Raw genomic sequence first — 23,585 nt, forward strand, 5'->3', positions numbered from 1 at the left:
AGGCAGACACGGCCGCAACTATTCAGAGGATCAGATGGAAATTCAGCTCTCTCTTCTAGGCCGCGCGACAGAGGTCGACCAATTCAACGTGCTGTACACTCAGACGGTTGATCTGTCGGGCGACACCGCCGCAGTAACCCTCAAAATGCCGAAGCACGAAGATCTGAAAAGTTCGAAGCTTTTCATGGTGCGCGTGGCTGCCCCGGAGGCCATTCAGGTCGCGACTGGTGTGCACCTCGATCCCGCTACGCGCGTCGGCGTGACGTTCATCAAGGACGATCAGGGGAACGTCATCGAGGAGGTGCCACCGCCGACCCCGCAGATGTGGAGCATTTGGACCGCTGACGCCTGCGGGCCGCGCGACATCCCATTCACCCACACGCTCCTCATCGGTCGGATCAGCGTCGCCCTGCGCCCCTAATCCGCGGCCCCGCCGCCCATCCCTCCCGCAGAGTTCTCCAATGGCAAACCCCGCCGCCCCGGCCGACATCCTCACCATGCTTCGGTCCAATACCACCGGGCCGGTGAACGCGGCCGTGGTCGCGCCGTCCGTATCGCCCCCGCCCGGTGTCGCGCCGATGCCGGCCGTCAGCTTCGAGCCCGAGACCGGACCAGCGATCGAGCCCGCCCCGGTCTATGACCCGGCGGCGGGTTTCAAGGCGGCCGTCGCTGCCGGCATCGAGGCCAATAAGCCAGCATCCGATCAGCCCGCGCCCAGCCCCCAGGCCGGCGCGGCGGCGCCCATCCCGGCCAAGCCCGTGCAAACGGCGATCGATGCCCCGAGCTTCATCGGATCGCGCGTGCGCTCGCGGACCGTCACGCTCGAATGGCCACTGTCCTACGGCGGCAAGGCCTACGAGGCGATCGTGGTTGGCAGGCCGACCACCGGGCAGTTGGCCGAGTACTTCGACAGGCTGATGGCTCAGGGAGAAGCCAGCGCGGCGCTACGCTTCCCGGTGTTCTTCGACGAGACCGGGGCCCCCATACCTGACGCCCTAATGGACGCCCTGGATCCGGATGACACCGACAAGGTGATGGAGGTGGTGTCGGATTTTTTGCCCGTCCGGTTGCGCCGCCTCCAGGCGCCGCAGCCCGAGCTTTCGCCCCCGCCGGCTGGCGGAGCTACCGAGCCGACATCCTGAACGTCCTGGGTGGCACGCGCGCCGAACTCGCCGCGATGCCCTGGGACGAGTTCTGCGCTGAATGGCTGGAGGCAGAACGGATCATCTTGAGGAACATGGGCGCACGGTGACATGAGCAACATTACCAGTACGCTCACCCTCCAGCTTAAAGATGACGGGCTGCAGGCCAAGGCCAAGGCTGATGCCGAGGCGTTGAGGCGCCTCGGCGCCAGCGGCGAAGACCTCAAAAAGCTTGGGACCGCCGGCGCGGCGGCTTTGAAGCAGCTGGATGCCCTCGCCGGCAAGGGCGCACGGATCGACGCGTTCAAGGCCAACAGCAAGGCCCTGAAGGAACAGGGCGCAGCTCTTCGGCAGGCCCGGGCAACCGCCGCGAAGGAAGCAGCCACCCTCGCGCGAGTTCAGGCCACGGGCGAAGCCAAGGCGATCCGGTCCGCGGAGAAGGCTCACGCATCTGCCATGAAGCGGCAGGCCGCGATGCAGGAGGCCTTCATGGACCGCGGTCGCGCCGTGCGCGCGGCCCGCAACGAACTGCTGGCCAGCGGCGTCGGCCGGGCCGGTCGCGGGCTCGCCCTGGGAGCTGCGGAGAAGGCGCTGGCGGCCGAGACCGAGGCGGCCAATACGCATCTCCGGGAACAGATCGCGCTGTTGGGCCGCGTGGCGAGCGCGGAGCACAAGGCGGCTACGGCCACCAAGACGCATGCTCTGGCCGAGAAGATGGCCACGGCGGACAGCCGGCGACAGGCAGTTGCGGCAGCCAATGCCCGGCTGAAGGCGGGGATGGGCAGTGCTGGAGGCATGGGAGCCGCCGCGCGGGCCGGCGCCGAGGCCGCCGCCGTCGCGCACAGCTCACGCCGTCGCGGCGGGCACGGGGGCGACGACGCCCGCGACCACTACATCAAGCATCATGGCGTGGTCGGCACCGTAGCGGCAGGCGCGGCGGGATATGCGAGCGCCCACGGCGTCATCACGAGCGTCGAGCATGCCGTGAAGGCCGGCGCCAACTATCAGCACGAGGTGGTTGCGCTCCGGAACGCCGGCCGCACACCGCACGAGCTTGAAGAGATCCACGCCGCCAGCAAGGCGACCACCGCCGCCGTTCCGACCGCCTCGTACGAGGAAAACCTCAAGGTCGTGAATGAGACGACCGCCGCCTTCGGGTCGCTTCACCACGCGATCGAGCATCTCACGTTCATGCAGAAGGCCGCGAGCGTCGTGCACGCAGCGGCGGGCGACAAGATCCAGGAAGACGCTGGTGAAATGGGGAACAAAATGGCCCGTTTCGCCGAGGAACGCGGAACGGCTGGTGATGGTCACGTATTCGAGCATGAGACCGGTAAGCTCGTCCGAGCGATGGTCTTCACACGGGGCAACTTCAACCCGACCGAGATGCTGAACTTCGCCCAGCAGGCCAAGTCATCTCTACAGGGATACAACGAACGCTTTCTAACGGGCATCATGCCCTCGATCGTCGGCACCATGGGCGGCGACCGCGCCGGTACCGCGGCCAACGCGTTCAACAGCGTGATCGACGGCAAGGTCAACGATAAGAAGCAGGCCGAGGAATGGTTGAAGCTCGGGCTCCTTGATCCGAAGCAAGCGATCATGAAGGCCGGCCACGCGGTCGGCTGGCGCACGGGCGCGATCAAGAACACGGCGAAAGCCCACGCCGATCCGTTGCAGTGGATGATCGATGATGTGCTGCCTGCCCTGGCGAAGAAGGGCGGCAAGGACGGCAAGGGTATCGACGTCGACGACCAGGAGCAGCTGAAGCAAGCTCTCGCGACACTCTATCGGAATCAGAACGCCAACTTCTTCGCGAACGAGTTGGCGCAGCTCAAGATGCGCCAGCGGCTGCTGAAGGACGAAGCCTTGATGCAGGGCGTCGGCAGCATGGACGACATCTATCAGCGCAACCTCACTCAAGATCCGCAGGTGGCCGCCACGGCGCTGAAGGCCTCCACCGAGAACCTGACCTCGGCGGCCACATCTCCCGGCATGGCCGCGGCGGCCGCAGCGATCACCGGGTTGGCCGGTGCTTTGAACAGCCTCGCAGCCGCGGCGTCGGACCACCCGAAGATCGCGATGACGGCCGGCGCGGTGGCGGCCGGTGGCGCGCTCGCCGGGGCGGGAGCGCTCTCCTACGGTATCGCTACCGGGTTCGGCCTCGGCGCCTCCGCCACCGCCCTGGACGGCTCGGCCGCGGCCCTGACTGCCGCGGCGGCCGAGCTCGGCGGCGCTGGTGTCCTCAACAAGGTACCCGGCGGCGGCGCGGCAAAGGCGGCGGGCAGATTCGGGACGCTCGGATTCATCGGCGCGGCCGGTCTCGGCGTCGGTGCGATCGCCGCCGGCGTCAGCTTCGTGGATGCCACGCTGCCGAACGCGAACCGGATGAACGGCAACGGCAAACTGTTCCGCAAGCCCGGCGGCATCGAGAGCTACCCGGCCGGATGGGGTCCGGGCGGCGGCGTGAACGCCGGCACCATGGGTTCGGCTGGAGGCGCCTTTACCACCAACCGGCCAAAGACGTGGAGCGAGACCATTTTCGGCTCGACCCGGGCTGGCACGAGGGATCCGACCACCCTAAACCTGCCGATCCCGCCCTCGATGGGTGGATCTGCAGCCAGTCCGGGGTTCACGCCTCACGTCGATGTGGCTGGCGCGGACGCAGCCAAGGGAAAGCTCGATGAGGTGAAGGCCAAGGGCGACGAGCTGGGCAAGCTGACGATCTCCCCGTCCGTCACCGTCGCCGGCGCTGGCACAGCTATCCAGCAGCTGCAGCAGATCATCGATCTCGCTGCCCGGGCAAACACCGCGATCTCCGGGGTAGGCGCGCCCGGGAACTACATCCCCCGGGCTCGCTCCTCCAGCCCTTCGTTCTCGGATGGGGTTACCCCCGGCCGAAGCCCACCGTGAAAAGAGGCATCATGACAGATGATCGGCTCGCCGCACTGGAGCGGCACGCCCAAGTGATGACCGAGGGACTCACCCTGGCCATCGACCACGTGCGGGCGCTCACGACGGTTAACGCGGCCCTCATGGCCGCGTTGGACGGCGCGGATCGGACGGCGATCCGGGTAGCGGCGCTCGCTGACCTGGGCGATGGCCCGGAGCACAAGCGGGCGCGCGGCTTGATCGAGGCGATAACGCAGGGGCCGGCGGCGGCAGTCGCCGACCACCAGGCCACGCTGACCTTTGGGTTGCTAGACGTGCCACCGCGGCTGCAGTGATCGGCGTCCCTACGGCTGCCCGCTGCCACCCTGGTTTTGCGGCACCGGGGCGGTCGGGGCGCCTGCATCGCCACCGGGGTTCGGGCTCGCCTCCCTGGCGGGCGATCGCGTCGAGCCGGGCGCCGTACCTGTCTCCGGCCCAGAGGCCTCCCAGTGGGCAAGCGCGACGCCGATCAGGATCAAGACGAGACCGAGGGGGAACAGCCAGCGCATGGGCAGGCAACCGAGGCGTCAGTTTTCGGTTCCAGCGGGAGGCCGGGCCGCCTTTGAGGCGGTCCCGGCCGATGCCTTACGGCACCAGGCACGTCTTCGTCGTGACGATCTTGTGCCAGCCCCAGGGCGTGAGGCCGACGCTGCGGGTTACGTGGCAGCCTGGGCCGTAACCCACAGGCACGGCCGCCCGGTAGACGGGATACGGACGCCCCACCACCACCGTGCGGGACCCGCGCCAAACCGGGTACGGGCGGTTCACGATAATGGTCCGGCCACCGCGCCAGCCGCCATGCCAGCCGCCGCCGTGCCAACCCGGGCCGCCCCAGGCATGATGACCGCCGCCGTGCGGGTGCCAGCCGCCATGATGGCCCCCGTGCCATCCGCCCCCATGGTGATGTCCGCCCCCGTGGTGGCCGCCGTGGCCATGCCCACGGGCGAAGGCGGGCGAGGCTGCGGTGAGCGTCAAGGCAAGGCCGGCGGCTGCGGCCGCGGCGATGGTGCGAGATGCCATGTCCGTCTCCTATTCGGCCAGCCGATATGGCGGGTCGTGCGGAGACGGTGGGCGCCGATCGGGACACGCTTGCTGAATACGCTCGTTAGCTGCCGTTCAGTTTGACAGTCCTCGGAATGGTCATCCGCAGTGTTATGCGCTCCAAAGCAATCCGAATGACCCACATTACATGTTGGACATGAACGCGAACGTGATGAGCCCCGAAGATCGCGCTGCCCGCCGGGCCGAGTATGCCGCCCGGGACCGGGCTCATGCCGCCGTGATCCGGGCCAAGCGCGCGCACGAGCGCGCCTTGGCCAAGGAAGCCGACGCCGCCCGGATGGCGGTAGAGGTCGCCCGGATCCGCTCGGAGATCCGTCTGGGCGTGAAGCCCCCGGCCGGGCGGCTCGCTGCCGTCGACGTGCCAGCCATGTTGTTGCTCGGGCCGCTCGGCGCCGTCGGCTGCGGTGCTGCCCTCATGCGCACCTGCGAGGTCCTGGCGGGCCGAGGACGGCATCCCGTGCCGTCCCTGCTGATTGCTGGGCGATGGGACGATGAGGCGGCACTACGGGCCGCCTTGAAGGCCTTCAAGCCGAAGCTGGCGGCGATCGGCCTGAGGGTATGCCGGCGGAAGGCGGGGTGGCGGCTAGCGCGAGTTTAATTTTATCAAGGTTGGAAACTCATTGCAGTCAAATTCCGCCTACTCAAGATTTTCGAGTCTAGCCTTCAAGGCTCCAACAAGCGTTTTCGCCTTACTATCGAAACCAGACCCTAGAGATTCAACGCGATCGCTTGCGAGTCTTTCTTGAAAAAATCGTCGGATCTGATTTTTTGTTGGAGGAGTCTGAATTTGCAATTCATTCTGAATTACCTGTTTTCCTGCAGCATCAAGAAGATTCTCAATTTCCTTGGCAGCGGGAAGTAGCTCGCCCAACATCACCAGTGTCTCACCACTCAAACTGAATGCCTCTTGGTAACGTTTTTTCTCTTCCTCCCCCTGTTTATCGCTATCCAGAACAAAGAGAAATTGTAAATTCCATCCTTTGCTCAACGCGATCATACTATCGAATGTACCAGCTCCCAGGCCTGGTATTAGCGGCAGATCGTTAAAGCCGAATAGTCGCGTAATATATCTAATGACATAGTAGTCTGATTTACCTTCCAAGACGATAGATTTTCTATCCCAATCAAATTTTGATGGAATTACTTGCAGTCTATCCAAAACAGGCTGAAAATAATCGGTTTGACCTGGAAATTGATTAACGAACGATCTGTATGGCGTGACTTTGATATCTAAGGACTCATCCGGCAATATAGCGTTATCGATAACTGATTTATTCCCAGGAGCATCTGATCTATTGGTGACAATAAAAGTCTGCTCAAGCCATTTTGGCTCAATCATATAGTGACTATGGGTGGTGTACGCCAAAACGTTCCCATTTTTCGCGATACCTGGAAAACAGTCGATCAACTTCTGCTGAGCTGCGGCATGGAGATTAGATGCAGGCTCGTCGAATAGGAACAGCACAGGCCGGGATGAAGATTCTGTGGTGCGGAATTGAGTAAATAGCATAAATGAGAAAAACCATCTGAAACCCAACGATCGATCATTTACATTAAATCGTCTGGTGCCGTCCTTTATCTTGAAAGTGACAGAAATATCGTGCTCATTCCTGGGAGACGTAACTAGTTCGCCCCTGCCATCTATGATCTTACCTTCTGCGGTATCATAAGTGACAACTACTTCTTTGTTGCCGATAGCCTCCCGAAAAATCTCGTTCCATCTACCAAATACAACATTAGTTACAATTGCACTTACTCGATCCATAACTTGCTGGATCTTGTCCGGTTCATCGCGCTGAAAAAACTTTGTCAGGAAGGCAGACCAAGGTAACTTCAACTCATCATGTCTAATTCGACGAATAATGTCTTTTTGGATCGTCAATCCCCGGCCATCAAAGCTCAAAATATCTTGAAAGACTTTGCGATAAAACCGATCAAGCCGCTCGCCGCAGTTAGTTAGATAGATTCTCTCCGGAAAATCGAAAACGAACGTCGGAAAATATGCGATATCGGGAGTTAGATTATAAATTACTTGACGAACGGTAGTTGTCTCTTTCTCATCTGGATCGCGCCATTTCCTTTGGCTGCCCGTCTTTACCTTGAATCGCTCCTCTAGCACAAATTCGTCAGAAACAAAGTCGCCGTCTTTATATATTTGAAATTGACGAAAATTGACAAAACCGTTAATGCTAGTAGGATCTATTATTATATTGTGCTCAGATTTAAGTATTTTTACGATCTTATCCCTGTCTACATCCTCAACAGCTAGTGTCGCAATGATTGCACACTCGCCCGTGAAGCTCGAAATCAAGTGTCTAGGGACGCGCTCCTTAAATGGAACGCCTTCGCCATTAACTCCGCCAAGAAGCTCACCTGTAACTGTGTCAGGTGAGAACGAATGAATAGCCTCTAGAATTGTTGTTTTGCCGCTTTCATTGAGGCCAACGAATGCAAAGACGGATGCTCCCCCGTCGGTCTTCAGATTAACAGTCGCGTCTTTAATACCTTTAAAATTTTTAATTTCGAATTTGACGTAACGCAATCTAAACCCCCGACAGACGAGCTGAATTCAGCAGCTGAAGCAATCCGGCCAATGGGTGCTGACGCTATAAATGCTTCTGACCAGCGGCGAATCGCAACTTGCTTCGCACAACCTTGCATACCTTGAGGTAGTGCGCGACTCAGAAGTTGCAGGACGGAGCGGATTTTACAGGTTCGAGCCTGAAACGGAGCTGCTCGAACCTGCCGGCGCCCGGAGTTGCCCCAAATCAACCTTCCGCCCGCACCCGCGCATCGATCGTAAAAGTTGTCTCGCTATGCAGCTGGCTCCTGCAGAGGCTTCCCCCTGTCGACGACGTAGACCGACAGGACCTTGATGGTCCTGTCGCCGACGACGGTGTAGCCCGAGTGAAGGGTGCCGCGCCGGATGATGCCGTGCTCCCCAGGGATGCGCTCTCGCGGCGGTCGACCGGGTTCCTGCACTGTGCCGCCCTCCAGCACTTAGAACGTCTCCTCGCCGTGGTGGCAGTGGCGCGGCGACGACGAGCCAGGAGGGAACTCCACCAACTGGGTGATGATCTCCAGGTGGTCGAGGCCGGTGACCGGCGATCGGCTGAGTTCGGTACGCTTCACCTCTGGCGGCATCGGGCATTCCCAGAACGCAGCGAGCAAGCCAACGGCCAGCGCCTACTTCAGCAGCTGCAGTAGGCTGCGGCCGGCCGGTTTCTTCAGCTCCTTGGCGTCGAGTGTGCCGTCCCCATCCGTATCGGCAGCCTTGAAGCGTTGCTCGACGAGGGCGTCGTATTCTTTCTTGTCCATCGTGCCGTCATGATCGCCGTCGGCAGTCCTCAGATCCTTCTTGCTTACCCGACCCTGCAGTTCCTTCGCCGTCAAGGAACTGTCCTTGTCCTTCTCCAACTTGTCGAAGGTCGCTTCACCGGCAGCTTGAGCTTCCTTCAGATCGATCGTCCCATCGTTGTCCGTATCAATTGCGCGGATCTCCTTGGACGCACTACTGCTTCGCGCCCATGCATCGGAAGCTGCCGAAAGCGGGACGGCGACGAGGGCGGCCATGACGAAGGCAGTAGTGGGCTGGATGCGGCGCATGCTGAGCTCCGGCGAATTGAGTGCCAGTCGCAGAAGCGGCCTAATGGTCCGCGTGTTCCGGCCGGCCCAATCACGAGAGCATGAGCCTTCAAACGCAAAAACCCCGCCGCCTTGCCGGGCGCGGGGTTCGCGTCTACGTTTGCCTGTGGAGCGTCAGACCTCCCGAACCGGACCCTTGCAGGGGTTGGCGGTTCAGCCACAGAGCGGAAATCACAGCCTTGCAGGGCTTCGATCCCGCTGATTGAACGTGCCGTACATAGCTGTGCGGCGCGACCGGTGAAACTATGCCGGGAGTCCGACCGCCATACAAGACCCTGAAAGGGGGAAAGCGGCCGGGCACGTTCTCTGTGGCGTGTTCTGACACTCCCGGCGCCAGTGCCGCTCGCTGGCGTGGGTATGCCCAAATCTGAGCACACCCCCGGCCGTCAGAAGCCGGTCCCACACAGAGACCGAAGATGACCATCCACATCCCCGTACCGCCCTCCGTGGCGGCGGCGCACGAGCATCGGCTCGCGCACCTCGCACACCTGCGCACCCTCATCGCCGACGAGATCAATGCCGGACTGGATCGGGTTCACCGCTACATCGCGGTCTTGGACGCTCTGGAGCCCGATCCGGACCTCGAAGCGGACTACCAAGTCTTCCGAGCGATCCAGGCCGGCAACGGCGTAGTGGGTGTCAGCTCGGACTTCGAGCCCTCGCTCTGTGCCGCCGAATGGCTCGACGGGATCGCCGCGCACGTCCCGAGCGACAACAGCCTGCACTTCCTCGACCGGGAGCATGACGAGGCGGACGACGAGCTTATCCTCGGCAGTCCGGAGGTCGCTGGCATCATGAAGGCCTGCAGCTGGCGGCCGGAGTTTCCCGACCGCTCGACGACGCAAGTCGGGTGGGCCCGCGGGTCTACCGACGATCGCGAACTCGATGGAGAGGCGGCATGAGCGCTCCCGGATCCCGCCGCGGCTTCCTGCGCGGCCTCACCACCCTCCCGCTGATCGGCGGCGGCGTGGTACTCACCGGCGAGCCAACAGCGTCCGCCACTCCGATCACTCCAGGTCTCCTCGCCACCTACTCGGCGTGGCTGGCCTACGAGCGTACGCTCCTACATCACGCCTCGCTGGAGAGCCGCAGCGAGTTCATCCCAGCGATGAACCCAGCGCTCTCGTTCCACTTTCCGCGTCGAGGCGAGCTGTTTGCCGATGACGCGTGCATGGTGAGCGGGCGCCGGGCACAGGAGCGTGCGGCGATCGTTCTGGCGGCGGCAGGCTGCACCCTGACTTCGCCGGATGCGGAGGAGCAGTGGCGCGATATCTTCCGGCCGGCACCGGGGGGCACGTTGTGAGCCTACCGCCAAAGCTCTCGCCCGCCGCGATCATGCAGGAGAAGCACCGGGCGATCATCCGAAACCCGTTCGCCCTCCTGCTCCACACCTGGCGGCTACGGCGGGTACGCTGGGCCTTCAGCACGCTCAACCGGCGGCTGGCCGCGTACGAGGCCGCCTACGGCCTCGACGCGGTCCGGCTGACCGATGAGGACCTGCGGACTGCCGGCCTCATCCGAAAGGCTTATTGAACGAAAGAGCCCCGGCCGCCTTAGCGGTCCGGGGCCCTACTGCAGCCAGAGCGTGCGGAAGCAGGCCTTTCGACGACTGTCATCAAAGTGACGGAACCCTAGGCGAGATATGGAGTAGGAAAGAGGTGACAGCGCGGATGCTTGGCAATGGATCCGATCGACACGTCTGGTTTGGTGGATGATACTATGACCGCGAAGAATGACGTGGCCAAGGATCAGTGGGCCAACGTAATCAGGGTCCAAATTCACTTCAACGAACTAATTCAACGTGTACGACAGTTAACATCTACGCTAACAATTGCTGCCTTTGGTTCGGCTGCCGCATTTTTCGGATCACATCCCCACACCGCCATAAACGTTGATACGCATGTCAAATTTAGCATGCACGTATCGACCCTTTTGATTATTGCTGGCTTTATGTTTTTGTTCGTCGGTTATCTGACGGACCGTCAATATTATTTTAAGCTGCTGCTCGCAAGTGTGCAAGTCGGAATGGATCTTGAAAAAGATCATCAACTTCCGGCTCAACTTACAACAAAATTGTCCGCAGCGGTCTCACCGCGAGTAGCAAAATTTACTGTCACTCTATTCTACATTTCTGCTTTGCTTGTGGGAATTGCGCTAATCTGGCTCGTCAACTTTGCTACAATATCTAACCTCGACGTTCCCCATCAATAGCTTGAGGTCGGACCAGTCGATACGGTATCATCCACCGCTCCCCGTACGCTACTATCCCGTCGAAAGCTGCGCATCGAGCGCCCAGCGGATCACGTCCGGATCGGCTGCCTCTGCGTCGCGCAGCTGCCGGACCACGTTTGATACGGCCTCACGTACGGCCGCCTTGGTGGGCTCCTTGCCCGCGGCCAGTTGCTGATCGAGCGTACGGCGCACGATGCCCGGCGACACCGCCTCGGCGTTTCGGATCTGGCGCGCCTCAGCGACTTGTTGCCGTGTCAGACCAAGATCTGCGACCCTCGCCGGAGCATTGTCCGAGGCTTGGACAATGCTCGACTTCCGGTCACCGCCGGCCTTCTGTACTTCGCCCCGTTCCTGGGCAGCATCGTACTCATCCGCGAGCCGGCGCTTGGCTTGGCTTTTCGGCCGGTCAACCAGCCTCTAGCGCTGCAGCCGCATATCGGGCCCGTGCAGCGGCATCAGGGGAAAGCCCAGTCCGCTCACACCAAGTAGCGAAGGCCTCCGGCTCGATCGGGACACGCACAACCTCGACGCCGCTGCGCTGCACCTCGCGTTCCATCTGCTCGGTAGCGATGCACCAGGTTTCATAGCTAGACGGCAGCTTAGCGCCATCTGCGAGACCCGCGCGAAGCACCTCATAGTGCTCAAGCGCATACCAGGGCAGGCCGACGCGGCGGGGGCGGTCCACGTAATGATCTCCTGAGAGGGCAGCACCGCCGTCAACTGCCAGAAGCGTTCCATGGTTCGGAAAAATCCGGCAACAAGTTCGGCCATCCTGGTAAATCGAATCCTCGCGTCGCGCCGGTGCCCATGTCACAACGGTGAAGAACGAGGAAACGCCAATGACAGAGCCCATAGAGGCGCTGCGTAAATGCCACGGCATCCAGTCAATGGTCTCGCGCGAGGCCATTGGATCACGCCTGCGGCTCACGCGCGAAGCGCTAGGCTTCAGAATAACCGCCTTCGCCAAAGTGTGTGGATTGAGCAGAACCCGATATCAAAACTTCGAAGCAGGTCGTAACCTAATAAAACCGGAACAGGCTGCGAAACTGTTCGAGGCATTCGCCGACGATGGCCTAGATTTTAACTGGCTATATTCTGGCGACACAAGCGGGATATCGCCCCGCATAGCCAGGGCGATCAAGGCGCGAGCTGAGCAACTGGCTCAGAGCAAGGCTGGCGTCGTGAACGAGTAGTCGATCTTGATGCCGAAGAGGAACTGATCCGGGCTGCCGAACGGACGACGGACCAGCGGGCTGTCCCCGGACGCGCCTAGGATGCGGGTGTAGCCGGCATAGGCCGTATAGGCCCAGGTCTCGTTCGGCGTGTAGGTTACGGCACCGAGCACGCCCGCCGAATAGAAGCTGCGCGGATCGTACACGGTTACCCGTCCGTTGATCGCCGCCTCGGTGGGCGACACGCCAAAGTATTTTCGAGCGAAGCTGGCATCACCGATGTTGAAGCGCGGCCCGATCGAGAACAGGAGCTTATCCGTCGGGATCAGGTAATCGGCCGCCACCGAGCCGACTGTGCCGTGATGGCCGTAGACGCCCTGCCGAGCCTCGACGCGCGTTCGGATAAAGGAGACTGGGTAGAACTCCGCGAACACACCGGGCTCGAGCGCAAAGCGTGCATCGCGAATGCCGAGCAGGTGTGCCCGGTCATCGCCGTAGTAGCGGCCCGGTACGACCCGGACAGTCGGGCCGATCCGGAACATTGGATCATCGTAGAGGGACAAGCTGAAGCCGTCATCGGGTGCCGAGAACCGCCGCGGCTCGCCGACCCGGCGGATGTCGATCGAGGGGTAGCCTACCGCCGTGTAGTCGCTCGACCCGGGATACCGCGGCACGACCTGAAGCGAGCCACTGAGCGTCACGATCCAAGTGCTAGGATCGACCTGAGCGAAAGTTGGTATCGGGCGGGGCATCACCGCGCCGAGATCCGCAGCACTTGCCGCCGCGGTGCCGTAGGCAGCGAGAAGTGCGCCAGCGCCGAAGACAGCGCGGAAACGCGAGAGGCACTGGAGCGGTGAAATCATGGCCACGCTTTATGCTGCAGTTTCATCCCGGCCGCATTGGGTAAGGGCTCGTTCTCCCTCGGAGGATTGCGCAATCGAGCTGCCCGTGATGATTCCGCAACGTTTCACGCGACGCGAGCGAGCGTCTGACAATAAGCAAGCGAGCCACACTTCGGCCAACCGGCGGGACTTTCGTTCGGCTTGCCGGGGGGCTGTATTCGATGAGGATCGAGCATGTCGCCTTGGTTGGCTGCCGTCCTGAGCTTAGAGACTGCGCTTTGCTCCGCGATCCTCGCGGAGGCTGCCCACGATCGCCAGGAGGAACGCACACCCGCGGTCGGGATCGCCCGTGTGTCCGCGTGGCTCCTGCTAGCTGCGACCGGCTTCCTCATTTGGTCGAAAGCGTTCTGATCGCAGCGCTCAACGATTGCGACCGACGAGCGTGCTGCCGCGGCTGAACGCCCGATGGTGGGCCGCGAGGCGATCACCACCTGCCGTCGATGGATACGATCGCGTTCGCCCTGATGGCCGCCGCTCTCACGTTCTCGGGCATCATCGTGCTTTTGGGATGCCGATGAGCTGACCCTGGGGTGCAGCCGGGGTTCAGAGCCCCGTCAATCCCCAGTGAAAATTCTGCACCCCAGATGAACCCCAAGAACCAGAAATGCGAAAGGCGGCCTTACAGCCGCCCCGCATAACTTACTGCAGATGAAGGGGTATTTTGGTCGGAGTGGCCGGACTCGAACCGACGACCCCCTGTCCCCCAGACAGGTGCGCTACCGGGCTGCGCTACACTCCGACGCCCCATGGGCTTGGCGCTCTTAGCCGTCGCGCGGCGCCTGTGCAAGTCTTTCGCGCGGTCCGGCCCGGGGCCGGAAGCGCTGGCGCTCCCGGCTCGCGGCCGTTACGGGGTGCGCGCGTCCCCGACAGCACTGACGGTTCATGATTGACCGACCGATTGCCTTCGATCTCACGCGCCTGGTCACCCGCCTGCGCCATGCGAGCCCGTCCGGAATTGATCGCGTCGATCTGGCCTATGCCCGCGCCTACCTGGGTCGCGACAGCGTCGGTGTCGTCTCGACGGCGGCTGGGCCGCGGATCCTGGATCGGCATCGCGCGCGCGCGATCGTCGAAGCCGTGGCGGCCGGATGGGTCGAGGATTGCGAGGCGCCTGACGATCCGGTCTATCGGCAGTTGGCGCTGCGCTGCGGCGCGTCCGCCATTGCGCCCGTGAACGAGGCTCCGCGGGCCGACACCGGGGCGCGCCGCCGGATCCAGGCCCGGACGGCGGCCGAGATCGCGCTGCGCGGCCGAACGGTCGATGCGCTCCCGCGGGACGCGCTCTATCTCCACACCTCGCACCTGCGGCTGGACAATCCCCGGCGCTTCGACTGGCTTTACACCCGCCGGGACGTGCGCAGCGCCTTCTTCGTTCACGACCTGATTCCGATCACCCACCCCGAATACGGCCGCGCCGGCGAGGTCGAACGCCACAGGGCGCGGCTGCGCACGATCGGGCGGCACGCCGCGGCCATTCTGGTGAACTCCGCCGATACCGGACACCGCACCCTGGATCACCTCGCCGCCGAGGGGTTCGGCCGGCCGCCCGTGGCGGTGGGCCATCTCGGCGTCGAGCCAGCCTTCGGGCGCGAGGGCCCGCGCTTCCACCCTGACCGGCCGACCTTCCTGGTCTGCGGCACCATCGAGTCGCGCAAGAATCATCTGCTTCTCTTCCAGATCTGGCGGCATCTGGCCGAACGGCATGGGGCGGATACGCCCCGGCTGATCGTGGTCGGGCGCCGGGGCTGGGAGGCGGAGAGTGCCATCGATATGCTGGAGCGGTGCCCGGGTGTGCGCGCCCACGCGATCGAGGCGACCGGCCTGTCCACGCACGGCCTCGCCGCGCTGATGCGCAGCTGCACCGCGCTTTTGATGCCGTCCTTCACGGAGGGCTACGGGATTCCGCTCGTAGAGGCAGCCGCCTCCGGATTGCCGGTGGTCGCCTCCGACATCCCGGTCCACCGGGAGATCGCCGAAGGCTTCGCGCTGTTCCGCGATCCGCTCGACGGTCCGGGCTGGATCCAGGCGATCGAGTCGCTGGCAACACCGGCCTCACCGCTGCGGTCCGACCTCGCCGGCCGCCTCGACGGATACAGGCCGCCGAGCTGGGCCGCCCATTTCGACGCTGTGGGGCCGACCCTCGCGGCACTCTGAGGTCGATCGCGCTTCGACAAGCCCAGGGCGCCAAGTTGCGCGGGTCGGGCCTGACGAATATGGAAAAGCATCAGTCCGACAGACTGACGAATCTCAGGCAGAACGGAGATCCTGCCGATGCAGGTGGTCGACCTCGATCGCGATGCGGTCAAGCGCGGGCTTGACGACGGCTCGATGCTAGTCATCGATGTGCGAGAGCCGCACGAATACAGCGCCGGACATATCCCCGGGGCGGTTTCGCATCCGCTTTCCAGCTTCGATCCGCAGGCCGTGGCCGCCCTGGTGGCCGAGGATGGGCGGCAGCCCGTCTTCTCCTGCGCCTCGGGCGTCCGGTCGGTTCATGCGCTGATGGCGGCGCAGCAGGCGGGCCTCGAGATCACTCGCCACTACAAGGGCGGCTTCAAGGATTGGTACGGCGCGGGCGAAACCATCGAGTAGCCCGCCGCATCAATCCGGCCCCCGGGGCCGTCATGTGCGCGGGCGCACAAGCAACAGCGTTGCTTGCGGGTTACGGCGCGCTTGCGGCGGAACTATCGTCAAGCTCGGCGCGACCGATGGTCGGCCTATGGACAGCAGGACCCGATGCGCAGCCGGCTTCCCAGCCTCCTCACCGTGCTCTCCGGATTGGCCGTCGGCCTCGCCGCGGGGCCGCTCTCGGCGCCAGCCTACGCCCAGGCGCCGGGCGGCCCTCCGCCGAAGGTCACCGTGGCGAAGCCCGTGGTGCGCCAGATTATCGAGCAGGACCAGTATACCGGCCGCTTCGAGGCGATTGATTACGTCGAGGTTCGTGCCCGGGTCACCGGCTACCTCGAGAAGATCAACTTCGTCGACGGCCAGACCGTGAAGAAGGGTGACGTTCTGTTCGTCATCGACCGGCGCCCCTACAAGGCGGCGTTGGAGCAGGCCCAGGCGGCTTTGGCCTCCGCCAAGGCGCGCCAGTCCTTCTCGCAGACGGATCTCGAGCGTGCGCAGACCCTGTCGCGCAGCGGCAACATCTCGGAGCAGGTCACGGACCAGCGCCGGCAGGCTTCGCAGACCGCCCAGGCCGACGTCGACAGCGCCCAGGCGGCCCTCAACAACGCCCAGCTGAACTACGACTTCAGCGAGGTGAAGGCGCCGATCAACGGCCGGATCAGCCGGCGTCTGGTCACCGAGGGCAACATCGTCAGTGCCGACCAGACCATGCTGACGACGATCGTGTCGCTCGACCCGATCTATTTCAGCTACACGGTCGATGAGAAGGCGTTCCTGAAGTACCAGAGCAGCCTCGGCATCGGCATGGGCCAGACCCAGCAGGGCAAGGGCGTGCCGATCCTGATCGCGCTGTCGGGTGAGCCCAAGCCGACCCGCAAGGGTACGCTCGACTTCGTCGACAACCGCGTCGACAACGCCACCGGCACGATTCTGCTGCGGGCGACCGTCCCGAACGCCGACCTGTTCATCAAGCCCGGCCTGTTCGGCATCGTCTCGATGCCGGCGACGAAGTCGTTCGAGGGGGTCATGATCCCCGACGAGGCGGTGGCCGCCAACCAAGACAAGCGGATCGTCTACCTCCTCGGGCCCGACAACGCGATCCAGCAGAGGGACGTGGTGCTTGGGCCGAAGGTCGACGGCTACCGGGTGATCCAGTCGGGGTTGAAGGGCGACGAGCTGGTCGTGGTCAACGGCACCTCGCGGGTGCGGCCGGGCGTGAAGGTCACGCCCGACACGATCGAGCTGCCCCCGAGCAAGACGTGAGCCTGACCGGCTCGCCAGGACTGCCTTCGCGCGCGCCGAGCGGCGCGCCCCGCACCGACGACGCAGGGCCCCGTCCGGGAGACCGGCGGGCCTCAGAGGTTTGACCGATGCGTTTCGCCCATTTCTTCGTCGACAGACCGATCTTCGCGTCCGTCACGTCGATCGTGTTCCTGATCCTCGGCTTCGTGGCCTACGAGAGCCTGCCGGTCTCGCAATACCCCGAGATCGTGCCGCCGACCGTGACGGTGCGTGCCTCGTACCCGGGCGCCAACGCCGAGACCGTGGCCGCCACGATCGCGACCCCGATCGAGCAGGAGGTCAACGGCGTCGACAACATGCTCTACATGACGTCGTTGTCGACCAACGACGGCAACATGCTGCTGACCGTGACCTTCAAGGTCGGCACCAACCTCGATATCGCCAACGTGCTGGTGCAGAACCGGCTTTCGGTGGCCCAGCCACGCCTGCCGCCGGACGTGCGCAACCTCGGCGTGACCGTGCGCAAGGCCTCGCCCGACCTGATGCTGGTCGTGCACCTGCTCTCGCCGAACAAGACCTACGACCAGAACTACCTCGCCAACTACATCTACCTGAACATCCGCGACGAGCTGCTGCGCCTCGACGGCGTCGGCGACATCACGATCTTCGGCGGTAACGAATACGCCGAGCGGATCTGGGTCGATCCCAACAAGCTCGCCGCCTACGGCCTCTCGGTCACCGACGTCACCACGGCCCTGCAGGAGCAGAACGTCCAGGTTGCGGCCGGGCAGCTCAACGGGCCGCCTGCGGCCAAGAGCGAGGCGTTTCAGCTGGTCGTCCAGTCGCAGGCTCGCTTCAAGACGCCGGAGCAATTCGCCGAGGTGATCATCAAGGCGCAGGACGGGCGCCTCGTCCGGGTGAAGGACATCGCCCGCGTCGAGATGGGCCAGAAGGACTACACCACCAACTCCTACCTCAACGACACGCCCGCGGTGGGCATCGGCGCGTTCCAGCGGCCGGGCACCAACGCGCTGGACGCGGCGGCGTCGGTCAAGAAGGTGATGGAGACCGTCAAGAAGAACTTCCCGCCGGACGTCGAGTACCGCATCGCCTACAACCCGACCGAGTTCATCGAGGAATCGATTCACGAGGTCTACAAGACTCTGTTCGAGGCGGTCGGCCTCGTGGTGATCGTGGTGCTGGTGTTCCTTCAGAGCTGGCGAACCGCGCTGATCCCGGTGATCGCGATTCCCGTGTCGCTGATCGGCACCTTCGCGGCGATGGCGGCCTTTGGCTTCTCGCTCAACAACCTGACCCTGTTCGGGCTGGTGCTCGCCATCGGCATCGTGGTCGACGACGCGATCGTGGTGGTGGAGAACGTCGAGCGCAACATGGCCGAGGGGCTCTCCGCGGGAGACGCCGCCCACAAGACCATGGACGAGGTCGGCGGCGCGGTGATCGCCATCGCGTTGGTGCTGGCCGCGGTGTTCGTACCGACCGCGTTCATCCCGGGCATCTCGGGTCAGTTCTACAAGCAGTTCGCGCTGACCATCGCGGCCTCGACGCTGATCTCGGCGTTCAACTCGCTCACCCTGTCGCCGGCGCTGTGCAAGCTGCTGCTGGTGCCCCACCATGCCCGCAAGGAGCCGAAGTTCTTCCTGACGCGGTTCGTGGCTTGGCTGGCGAACGGCTTCAACCGCGCGTTCGACGCGACCTCGAATGCCTATGGGCGGACCATTCGCGTCCTGACCGGCGGAATCGTGGGCCTGGGCGTGATGCTACTGATCTACGCAGCGGTGATCGCCGGCACGCTGCACCTCGCGCAGACGACGCCGACGGGCTTCATCCCGGACCAGGACCAGGGCTACCTGATCGGCGTGGTCCAGCTCCCGTCCGGTGCCTCCCTCGATCGCACGACGGACGTGATCCTGCGTGCCGCCAAGCAGGCCCGCACGGTCGACGGCGTGGCCAACGCGGTGATCATCGCGGGCTTCGACGGCGCGACCTTCACCAACACCACCAATGCCGGCGTGATGTTCCTGACGCTCAAGGGCGCGAAGGAGCGTGCCGAGACCGGACGCAGCGCCGGGGCGATCACCGGCGACGTGCTGAAGGCCACCTCGGACATCCAGGAGGCCCGGGTGATCGTGATCCCGCCGCCGCCCGTCCGGGGCCTCGGCAGCGGCGGCGGCTTCAAGATGCAGATCGAGAGCCGGCAATCGTCGGAAATCGGCCCGCTGATGGCCGCGGCCGGCGCTGTGATCGGTCAGGCGAACCAGAGCTCCGACGTGCAGCGCGTCTTCACGACCTTCGACAACTCGACGCCGCAGCTCTTCCTCGACATCGACCGCACCATCGCGCGGATGCTGAACGTGCCGCTGGCCAACGTGTTCTCGTCGGTCCAGGCGGATCTCGGCGGCACTTACGTCAACGACTTCAACACCCTGGGCCGCATCTATCAGGTGCGCCTGCAGGGCGACGCCGCCTTCCGCACGTCGATCCAGGACATCTCCCAGATCAAGGTGCGCTCCTCCACCGGCGCGCTGGTGCCGATGGGCACGCTCGCCTCGGTGCGGGACGTGACGGGACCGCAGATCGTGCAGCGGTTCAACCTGTACTACTCGGTTCCCGTGCAGGGCGTGGCCAAGCCCGGCATCTCCACCGGTCAGGCGCTCGACGCCATGGAGGAGATCGCCAAGAAGAACCTGCCCGACGGTTACTCCTACGACTGGACCGAGATCGCCTATCAGCAGAAGGCGGCGAGCGGGACCGCGGGCGCGGTCTTCGCCCTCGGCGTGTTGCTGGTCTTCCTCGTGCTCGCCGCGCAGTACGAATCCTGGGCCTTGCCGCTCGCGATTCTGCTGGTGGTGCCGACCGGCGTGCTCGCGGCGCTCGCAGGCGTGCAGTTCCGCGGTCAGGACAACAACATCCTGACCCAGATCGGTCTCATCGTGCTCATCGGCTTGGCTGCCAAGAACGCGATCCTGATCGTAGAGTTCGCGCATGATATCGAGCAGCGCGAGCATCTGAGTCCGGTCGACGCGGCGGTGGAAGCCTGCCGCCTGCGCCTGCGCCCGATCCTGATGACCGCCTTCGCGTTCATCCTCGGCACGCTGCCGCTGGTGATCGCCACCGGCCCCGGCGCCGAAATGCGCCAGGCGCTCGGCACGGCGGTGTTCTTCGGGATGATCGGCGCGACCTTCTTCGGCCTGTTCCTGACGCCGGTGTTCTACGTGGTGATCCGCCGCTTCTCGCTCTGGCTCGGCCGGTTCCGGAAGAAGCACACGCACGGCGATCACGGGGACGCTGCGCCGGCCCACGGCTGACGCGCCGCGCCGGCCTTTGGAAGCCGCGCCCGATCCGCGAGGATCGGGCGCGGCTTTCGCGCGACGGGCGGACGTGTCCGGTGTAGAGGCTGGCGGCATGCACGCCCTCGGCCGTCTGTTCCTTGGCGCCCTCGCCCTCGTTTTCGCCGTTCCGGTTGGCTTCGCCGTCCTCGTCATGGCGCTCGTCGTCGATCCGGCTGCGCAGGCTTGGCTGACCGGCGGCGCGCTTGCCGGCCTCGATATGGCCCTGTCCGACCTTTCGGCCGGCCTGCCGCCGGAGGGACTTGTCCTGTTCATCGCAGGCCTTGCCCAGGCGCTGTTCGTCCTGCTGGCCGTGCCGCCGGCCTTCGTGGGACTCTGCGGGGAGGTCCTCGGTCGGCGCGGCCTTCTCTGGTACGGCGCAGGCTGCGGTGCGCTGACCGCCGCCCTCCCCTGGCTCACCCGTGGCGTGATCCGCTCGAATGAGGCCGGCCGCAACCCAGGTCTTCTCGCGGCCGAAGCGCGGCTGACTCTGATCCTGTTCGTGGTCGGTGCGAGCGCCGGCCTCGTCTACTGGCTGATCGCGGGTCGCCGGGCCGGCCTCGTGCGGGACGATCGAGCGAATGAGGCTGCCTGAAGCTGTGGTCGCGGGACACCCTCGACCAAGCTCGCTTGGCCGCCGGTATCCCACCGCGCTACAGGAAAGGCGCCCAGCCCCGGATTCCGATGCTCGCCCTGCGCTCCCTCACCTTCAACATCTGCTTCTACACACTCACCACGGTGCTGGCGGTCGTCGGTTTGCCGACCCTGGTCTCCGGACGGGCTGTGATGCGGCTGGCCCATCTCTGGGGACGGATCACCCTCTGGCTGCTGCAGACGGTCGCCGGCACCCGCGTCGAGTTCCGCGGACTGGACAACATTCCCCCGGGGCCGCTGCTGGTGGCGGCCAAGCACCAGTCGGCGCTCGAGACCCTGGCGCTCTGCACGGTCCTGCCGAACTTCGCCTACATCCTGAAGCGTGAGCTGCTCTTCATTCCGCTGATCGGCTGGTACCTGTCGCGCAGCGGCATGGTGGCGATCGACCGCTCCAAGGGCACGCGGGCCATGAGCCTGATGAACGCCGCCGCCGTCGAGGCCATCCGGCAGGGCCGCCGGCTGATCATCTTCCCGGAGGGCACCCGCCGTTCCGTGGGGGCGCCGCCCGCCTACAAGCAGGGCCTGTCGCACCTCTACATCGCGTTGCAGGTTCCCTGCCTGCCGGTCGCCCTGAACACTGGCTTGTTCTGGTCGCGCAACAGCCTCGTCCGCCGCCCCGGGACCGCGATCATCGAGTTCCTGCCGACCATTCCCCCCGGACTGCCCCGGCAGGAATTTCAGGTCCTGATCCAGGACCGCCTGGAGGCGGCCTCAAACGCTCTGACCGATGGAGCACGTCACGGCCTCGACGCGACGGCGCATCCGGTTCCGGACGCCGGGTCGACAGCGTTCCCGCCACGCCGCTGAACCGTCTGCGCGTCGCCCGCCACACGTGCTCCCGGCTTGTGGATAACGGGCATCATCCCCATCTCCAGACATAGGAACGTCGCCCTTGACGGCTGTGGATATCGCGCGCTAGGTTGGAACAAATGGCGAACAGAAGAGCCCTGTCCTGGTCGGCCGCGCTTCGCGACCTGAAGGACGATCGCACCCGGAGGCAGGATGTGCGCGAAGAACGCCTCAAGACCAATGCAGGCCTGCGCGGCGCACCTGCGCTGCCGCTCTCGGCTTGGCGGGGCCGCTCTGGCCGGCGCTACGTGGTCGGGGTTCATCCGGCCGGCGGCTTCGATGTCGACGAGATGGCGGAGGCCGTGGTGATCGCCGTGCGCCGCGACGATACCGGCATCGCCAAGATGGTGTCGGTCGCCACCTCCAAGGAGAGCCCCCGGGATCACCTCCGCCGGACGTGGCTGGAGCGCGTCCGCCACGGCGGCGCCACCGAGATGCATGTGCATCGCCTGGCCGATAGCGAGGCCGAACGGATGGCGATTGCGGACGATCTGAAGGTGGATACGGTCGAGCCGGCTCAGGTCTGATCGCGGGGGCTGATGTGTCCCTCCAGGCCGTACGATCCGCGTCGCCGTCGACCCGGGTCGCCGTCGCCCCAGTTTCGCCCCTTGCGTGGCCTCATGGCGGGGTCGTGACGTCCCTGTAGGGGATCGAGGCGGGAGCGGAACGCATGGTGCAGGATCGGACACAGCTGGAGCATGCGGCGCAGACGTCTCGGCGCGGCGACAGGCGTCGCTCACGGCTCGGGCTGTTCCTCCCCTACATCCTCCTCACCCTCGTGGTGGTGGTTTGGTCGATCGGGTGGTTCTGGATCCGCGGACGGGCAGCCGGCGAAATCGACGGCTGGATGGCGCGAGAGGCGGCTGCGGGCCGGAACTGGGCTTGCGCCGACCGGACCCTGACCGGATACCCCTTCCGCATCGAACTGCGCTGCAGCACCGTAACCCTGGACCGCTCGGACGGCCGCTTCCGCCTCGGGCCGACGACCGCGGTGGCGCAGATCTACCAGCCACGCCTCGTGGTGTTCGAGAGTGCCGGTCCGTTCCACGTCGAACAGGGTGGCTTGACGGGTGACGCGTCCTGGCGGTCCCTTCAGGGCAGCTTTCATGGCGCGTCGGATGGATTCACCCGAGCCTCGGTTGTGATGGACGACCCGAAGGTCACGGTGACGGGCACGCCCACCGGACCGATCGACGTCTCGGGGCAGCATCTGGAACTGCACGCCCGGCCCGATCCCGGCCGCTTCACATCCGAAGGCGCCGTGGATCTCAGCCTGCGCCTGACCCGGGCGGAGGTCCCGCAACTCGACGCGCTCACAGGAACCCAGGATCCGGCCGACCTCGTGTTGGACGCAGCGGTGTCTCAGGCCACGATCCTGCAGACCGGGCCCGTGCCGCGGGAACTGGAACGCTGGCGTCAGGCCGGCGGAACGCTGGACATCACGGGGCTGTCCCTGGCCAAAGGCCAGCAGCGCATCCAAGCGAAGGGCAGCCTCGCCCTCGACGCCGCTCATAGGCCGGCCGGACAGATCGATCTCCGGGCGGCCGGGATCGATACGCTGGTCGGTAGCATCGTCGGGCAGCGCTTCGGCTCGGAACGCGGCGCCCTCGTGGGTCAGCTCGTCGGAGGCCTTCTGGGACTGAGCCGTCGCCCGCAGCCGGACGCGCCGGCCGATGCGGCACCGCTAAAGGATCTGCCGCCGATTCGGCTGGTCGACGGCAAGGTCATCTTCAGCGGCTTCCCGATCCCGAACGTCTACCTGCCTGCCTTGTACTGAGG

General features: G+C 64.5%; 26 protein-coding genes and 1 tRNA gene. 18 read left to right on the forward strand and 9 right to left on the reverse strand.

Annotated elements, in window-relative coordinates:
• Positions 1-34: 34 nt before the first annotated feature.
• Together MKK84_RS14445 and MKK84_RS14450 are read left to right on the forward strand one after the other, a co-directional pair.
• Positions 35-421 (forward strand): hypothetical protein, encoded by a 387-nt coding sequence (locus MKK84_RS14445; RefSeq protein ID WP_243920755.1) that lies wholly within the window; start codon positions 35-37, stop codon positions 419-421.
• Between the two features lie 40 nt (positions 422-461).
• A complete protein-coding gene (locus MKK84_RS14450; protein WP_243920756.1) occupies positions 462-1,142 on the forward strand; it encodes a hypothetical protein in 681 nt (226 codons plus the stop codon).
• A gap of 81 nt (positions 1,143-1,223) precedes the next feature.
• Here MKK84_RS14450 and MKK84_RS14455 read toward each other — a convergent pair whose 3' ends face one another.
• Positions 1,224-1,589 carry a hypothetical protein gene (locus MKK84_RS14455; RefSeq protein ID WP_243920759.1) on the reverse strand — a complete coding sequence of 122 codons (366 nt, stop codon included), beginning with the start codon at positions 1,587-1,589 and terminating at the stop codon, positions 1,224-1,226.
• Between the two features lie 9 nt (positions 1,590-1,598).
• Here MKK84_RS14455 and MKK84_RS14460 point away from each other — a divergent pair, with 9 nt between their 5' ends.
• Together MKK84_RS14460 and MKK84_RS14465 are read left to right on the forward strand one after the other, a co-directional pair.
• Positions 1,599-4,055 carry a hypothetical protein gene (locus MKK84_RS14460; protein WP_243920761.1) on the forward strand — a complete coding sequence of 819 codons (2,457 nt, stop codon included), beginning with the start codon at positions 1,599-1,601 and terminating at the stop codon, positions 4,053-4,055.
• A gap of 11 nt (positions 4,056-4,066) precedes the next feature.
• Complete coding sequence (locus MKK84_RS14465; RefSeq protein ID WP_243920763.1) at positions 4,067-4,369, forward strand: hypothetical protein; 303 nt, start codon at positions 4,067-4,069, stop codon at positions 4,367-4,369.
• A gap of 289 nt (positions 4,370-4,658) precedes the next feature.
• Here the strand turns inward: MKK84_RS14465 and MKK84_RS14470 are convergent, their stop codons facing one another.
• Positions 4,659-5,093: a hypothetical protein gene (locus tag MKK84_RS14470; protein ID WP_243920765.1), complete on the reverse strand. Its 435-nt coding sequence runs from the start codon at positions 5,091-5,093 to the stop codon at positions 4,659-4,661.
• A 169-nt stretch (positions 5,094-5,262) separates the two neighbouring features.
• Between MKK84_RS14470 and MKK84_RS14475 the strand changes: the two genes are divergently transcribed.
• Complete coding sequence (locus tag MKK84_RS14475) at positions 5,263-5,733, forward strand: hypothetical protein (RefSeq protein WP_243920767.1); 471 nt, start codon at positions 5,263-5,265, stop codon at positions 5,731-5,733.
• 39 nt (positions 5,734-5,772) lie between these two features.
• Here the strand turns inward: MKK84_RS14475 and MKK84_RS14480 are convergent, their stop codons facing one another.
• The 3 genes from MKK84_RS14480 to MKK84_RS14490 form a co-directional block, all read right to left on the reverse strand.
• Positions 5,773-7,677 (reverse strand): AAA family ATPase, encoded by a 1,905-nt coding sequence (locus tag MKK84_RS14480; RefSeq protein WP_243920768.1) that lies wholly within the window; start codon positions 7,675-7,677, stop codon positions 5,773-5,775.
• A gap of 458 nt (positions 7,678-8,135) precedes the next feature.
• Positions 8,136-8,279, reverse strand: coding sequence for a hypothetical protein (locus tag MKK84_RS14485; RefSeq protein ID WP_243920770.1), 144 nt, complete (start codon positions 8,277-8,279; stop codon positions 8,136-8,138).
• Positions 8,280-8,321: 42 nt separating this feature from the next.
• Entirely contained in the window at positions 8,322-8,741 is a 420-nt protein-coding gene (locus tag MKK84_RS14490; protein ID WP_243920772.1) for an EF-hand domain-containing protein, read from the reverse strand.
• 455 nt (positions 8,742-9,196) lie between these two features.
• Between MKK84_RS14490 and MKK84_RS14495 the strand changes: the two genes are divergently transcribed.
• From MKK84_RS14495 to MKK84_RS14510, 4 genes are all read left to right on the forward strand, one after another.
• Positions 9,197-9,682: a hypothetical protein gene (locus MKK84_RS14495; RefSeq protein ID WP_243920774.1), complete on the forward strand. Its 486-nt coding sequence runs from the start codon at positions 9,197-9,199 to the stop codon at positions 9,680-9,682.
• A complete protein-coding gene (locus tag MKK84_RS14500) occupies positions 9,679-10,083 on the forward strand; it encodes a hypothetical protein (RefSeq protein WP_243920776.1) in 405 nt (134 codons plus the stop codon). Before MKK84_RS14495 ends, MKK84_RS14500 begins: the two co-directional genes overlap by 4 nt.
• A complete protein-coding gene (locus tag MKK84_RS14505; protein ID WP_243920777.1) occupies positions 10,080-10,313 on the forward strand; it encodes a hypothetical protein in 234 nt (77 codons plus the stop codon). Before MKK84_RS14500 ends, MKK84_RS14505 begins: the two co-directional genes overlap by 4 nt.
• 147 nt (positions 10,314-10,460) lie before the next feature.
• On the forward strand, positions 10,461-10,991 hold the full coding sequence (locus tag MKK84_RS14510) for a hypothetical protein (RefSeq protein ID WP_243920779.1): 531 nt from the start codon (positions 10,461-10,463) through the stop codon (positions 10,989-10,991).
• Positions 10,992-11,042: 51 nt separating this feature from the next.
• On the opposite strand, the gene MKK84_RS14515 is transcribed toward MKK84_RS14510, so the two are convergent.
• Positions 11,043-11,219, reverse strand: a complete 177-nt coding sequence (locus tag MKK84_RS14515; RefSeq protein ID WP_243920781.1) for a hypothetical protein — start codon at positions 11,217-11,219, stop codon at positions 11,043-11,045.
• Between the two features lie 199 nt (positions 11,220-11,418).
• Positions 11,419-11,919 carry a hypothetical protein gene (locus MKK84_RS35925; RefSeq protein WP_409566511.1) on the reverse strand — a complete coding sequence of 167 codons (501 nt, stop codon included), beginning with the start codon at positions 11,917-11,919 and terminating at the stop codon, positions 11,419-11,421.
• On the opposite strand from MKK84_RS35925, the gene MKK84_RS35930 reads away from it, so the two are divergent.
• On the forward strand, positions 11,900-12,205 hold the full coding sequence (locus MKK84_RS35930) for a helix-turn-helix domain-containing protein (protein WP_409566507.1): 306 nt from the start codon (positions 11,900-11,902) through the stop codon (positions 12,203-12,205). The genes MKK84_RS35925 and MKK84_RS35930 overlap by 20 nt on opposite strands.
• Here MKK84_RS35930 and MKK84_RS14525 read toward each other — a convergent pair.
• Both MKK84_RS14525 and MKK84_RS14530 read right to left on the reverse strand, forming a co-directional pair.
• Positions 12,175-13,047 (reverse strand): MipA/OmpV family protein, encoded by an 873-nt coding sequence (locus MKK84_RS14525; RefSeq protein ID WP_243920782.1) that lies wholly within the window; start codon positions 13,045-13,047, stop codon positions 12,175-12,177. The genes MKK84_RS35930 and MKK84_RS14525 overlap by 31 nt on opposite strands.
• 701 nt (positions 13,048-13,748) lie before the next feature.
• A tRNA-Pro gene (locus MKK84_RS14530) sits at positions 13,749-13,825 on the reverse strand.
• 143 nt (positions 13,826-13,968) lie between these two features.
• On the opposite strand from MKK84_RS14530, the gene MKK84_RS14535 reads away from it, so the two are divergent.
• From MKK84_RS14535 to MKK84_RS14570, 8 genes are all read left to right on the forward strand, one after another.
• Positions 13,969-15,240 (forward strand): glycosyltransferase family 4 protein, encoded by a 1,272-nt coding sequence (locus MKK84_RS14535; protein WP_243920784.1) that lies wholly within the window; start codon positions 13,969-13,971, stop codon positions 15,238-15,240.
• Between the two features lie 117 nt (positions 15,241-15,357).
• Complete coding sequence (locus tag MKK84_RS14540) at positions 15,358-15,678, forward strand: rhodanese-like domain-containing protein (RefSeq protein WP_243920787.1); 321 nt, start codon at positions 15,358-15,360, stop codon at positions 15,676-15,678.
• A 144-nt stretch (positions 15,679-15,822) separates the two neighbouring features.
• On the forward strand, positions 15,823-16,977 hold the full coding sequence (locus MKK84_RS14545) for an efflux RND transporter periplasmic adaptor subunit (protein WP_243920789.1): 1,155 nt from the start codon (positions 15,823-15,825) through the stop codon (positions 16,975-16,977).
• A gap of 107 nt (positions 16,978-17,084) precedes the next feature.
• Positions 17,085-20,282, forward strand: a complete 3,198-nt coding sequence (locus tag MKK84_RS14550) for an efflux RND transporter permease subunit (RefSeq protein ID WP_243920791.1) — start codon at positions 17,085-17,087, stop codon at positions 20,280-20,282.
• A gap of 97 nt (positions 20,283-20,379) precedes the next feature.
• Positions 20,380-20,898: a hypothetical protein gene (locus MKK84_RS14555; protein ID WP_243920793.1), complete on the forward strand. Its 519-nt coding sequence runs from the start codon at positions 20,380-20,382 to the stop codon at positions 20,896-20,898.
• Positions 20,899-20,987: 89 nt separating this feature from the next.
• Positions 20,988-21,764 carry a lysophospholipid acyltransferase family protein gene (locus MKK84_RS14560; protein WP_243920795.1) on the forward strand — a complete coding sequence of 259 codons (777 nt, stop codon included), beginning with the start codon at positions 20,988-20,990 and terminating at the stop codon, positions 21,762-21,764.
• 122 nt (positions 21,765-21,886) lie between these two features.
• A complete protein-coding gene (locus tag MKK84_RS14565; protein WP_243920797.1) occupies positions 21,887-22,333 on the forward strand; it encodes a hypothetical protein in 447 nt (148 codons plus the stop codon).
• A 143-nt stretch (positions 22,334-22,476) separates the two neighbouring features.
• A complete protein-coding gene (locus MKK84_RS14570) occupies positions 22,477-23,583 on the forward strand; it encodes a DUF2125 domain-containing protein (RefSeq protein WP_243920799.1) in 1,107 nt (368 codons plus the stop codon).
• Positions 23,584-23,585 lie beyond the last annotated feature (2 nt).

Origin of the sequence: Methylobacterium sp. E-065 (assembly GCF_022829605.1) — a bacterium.
In the GTDB taxonomy this organism is placed as follows: domain Bacteria; phylum Pseudomonadota; class Alphaproteobacteria; order Rhizobiales; family Beijerinckiaceae; genus Methylobacterium.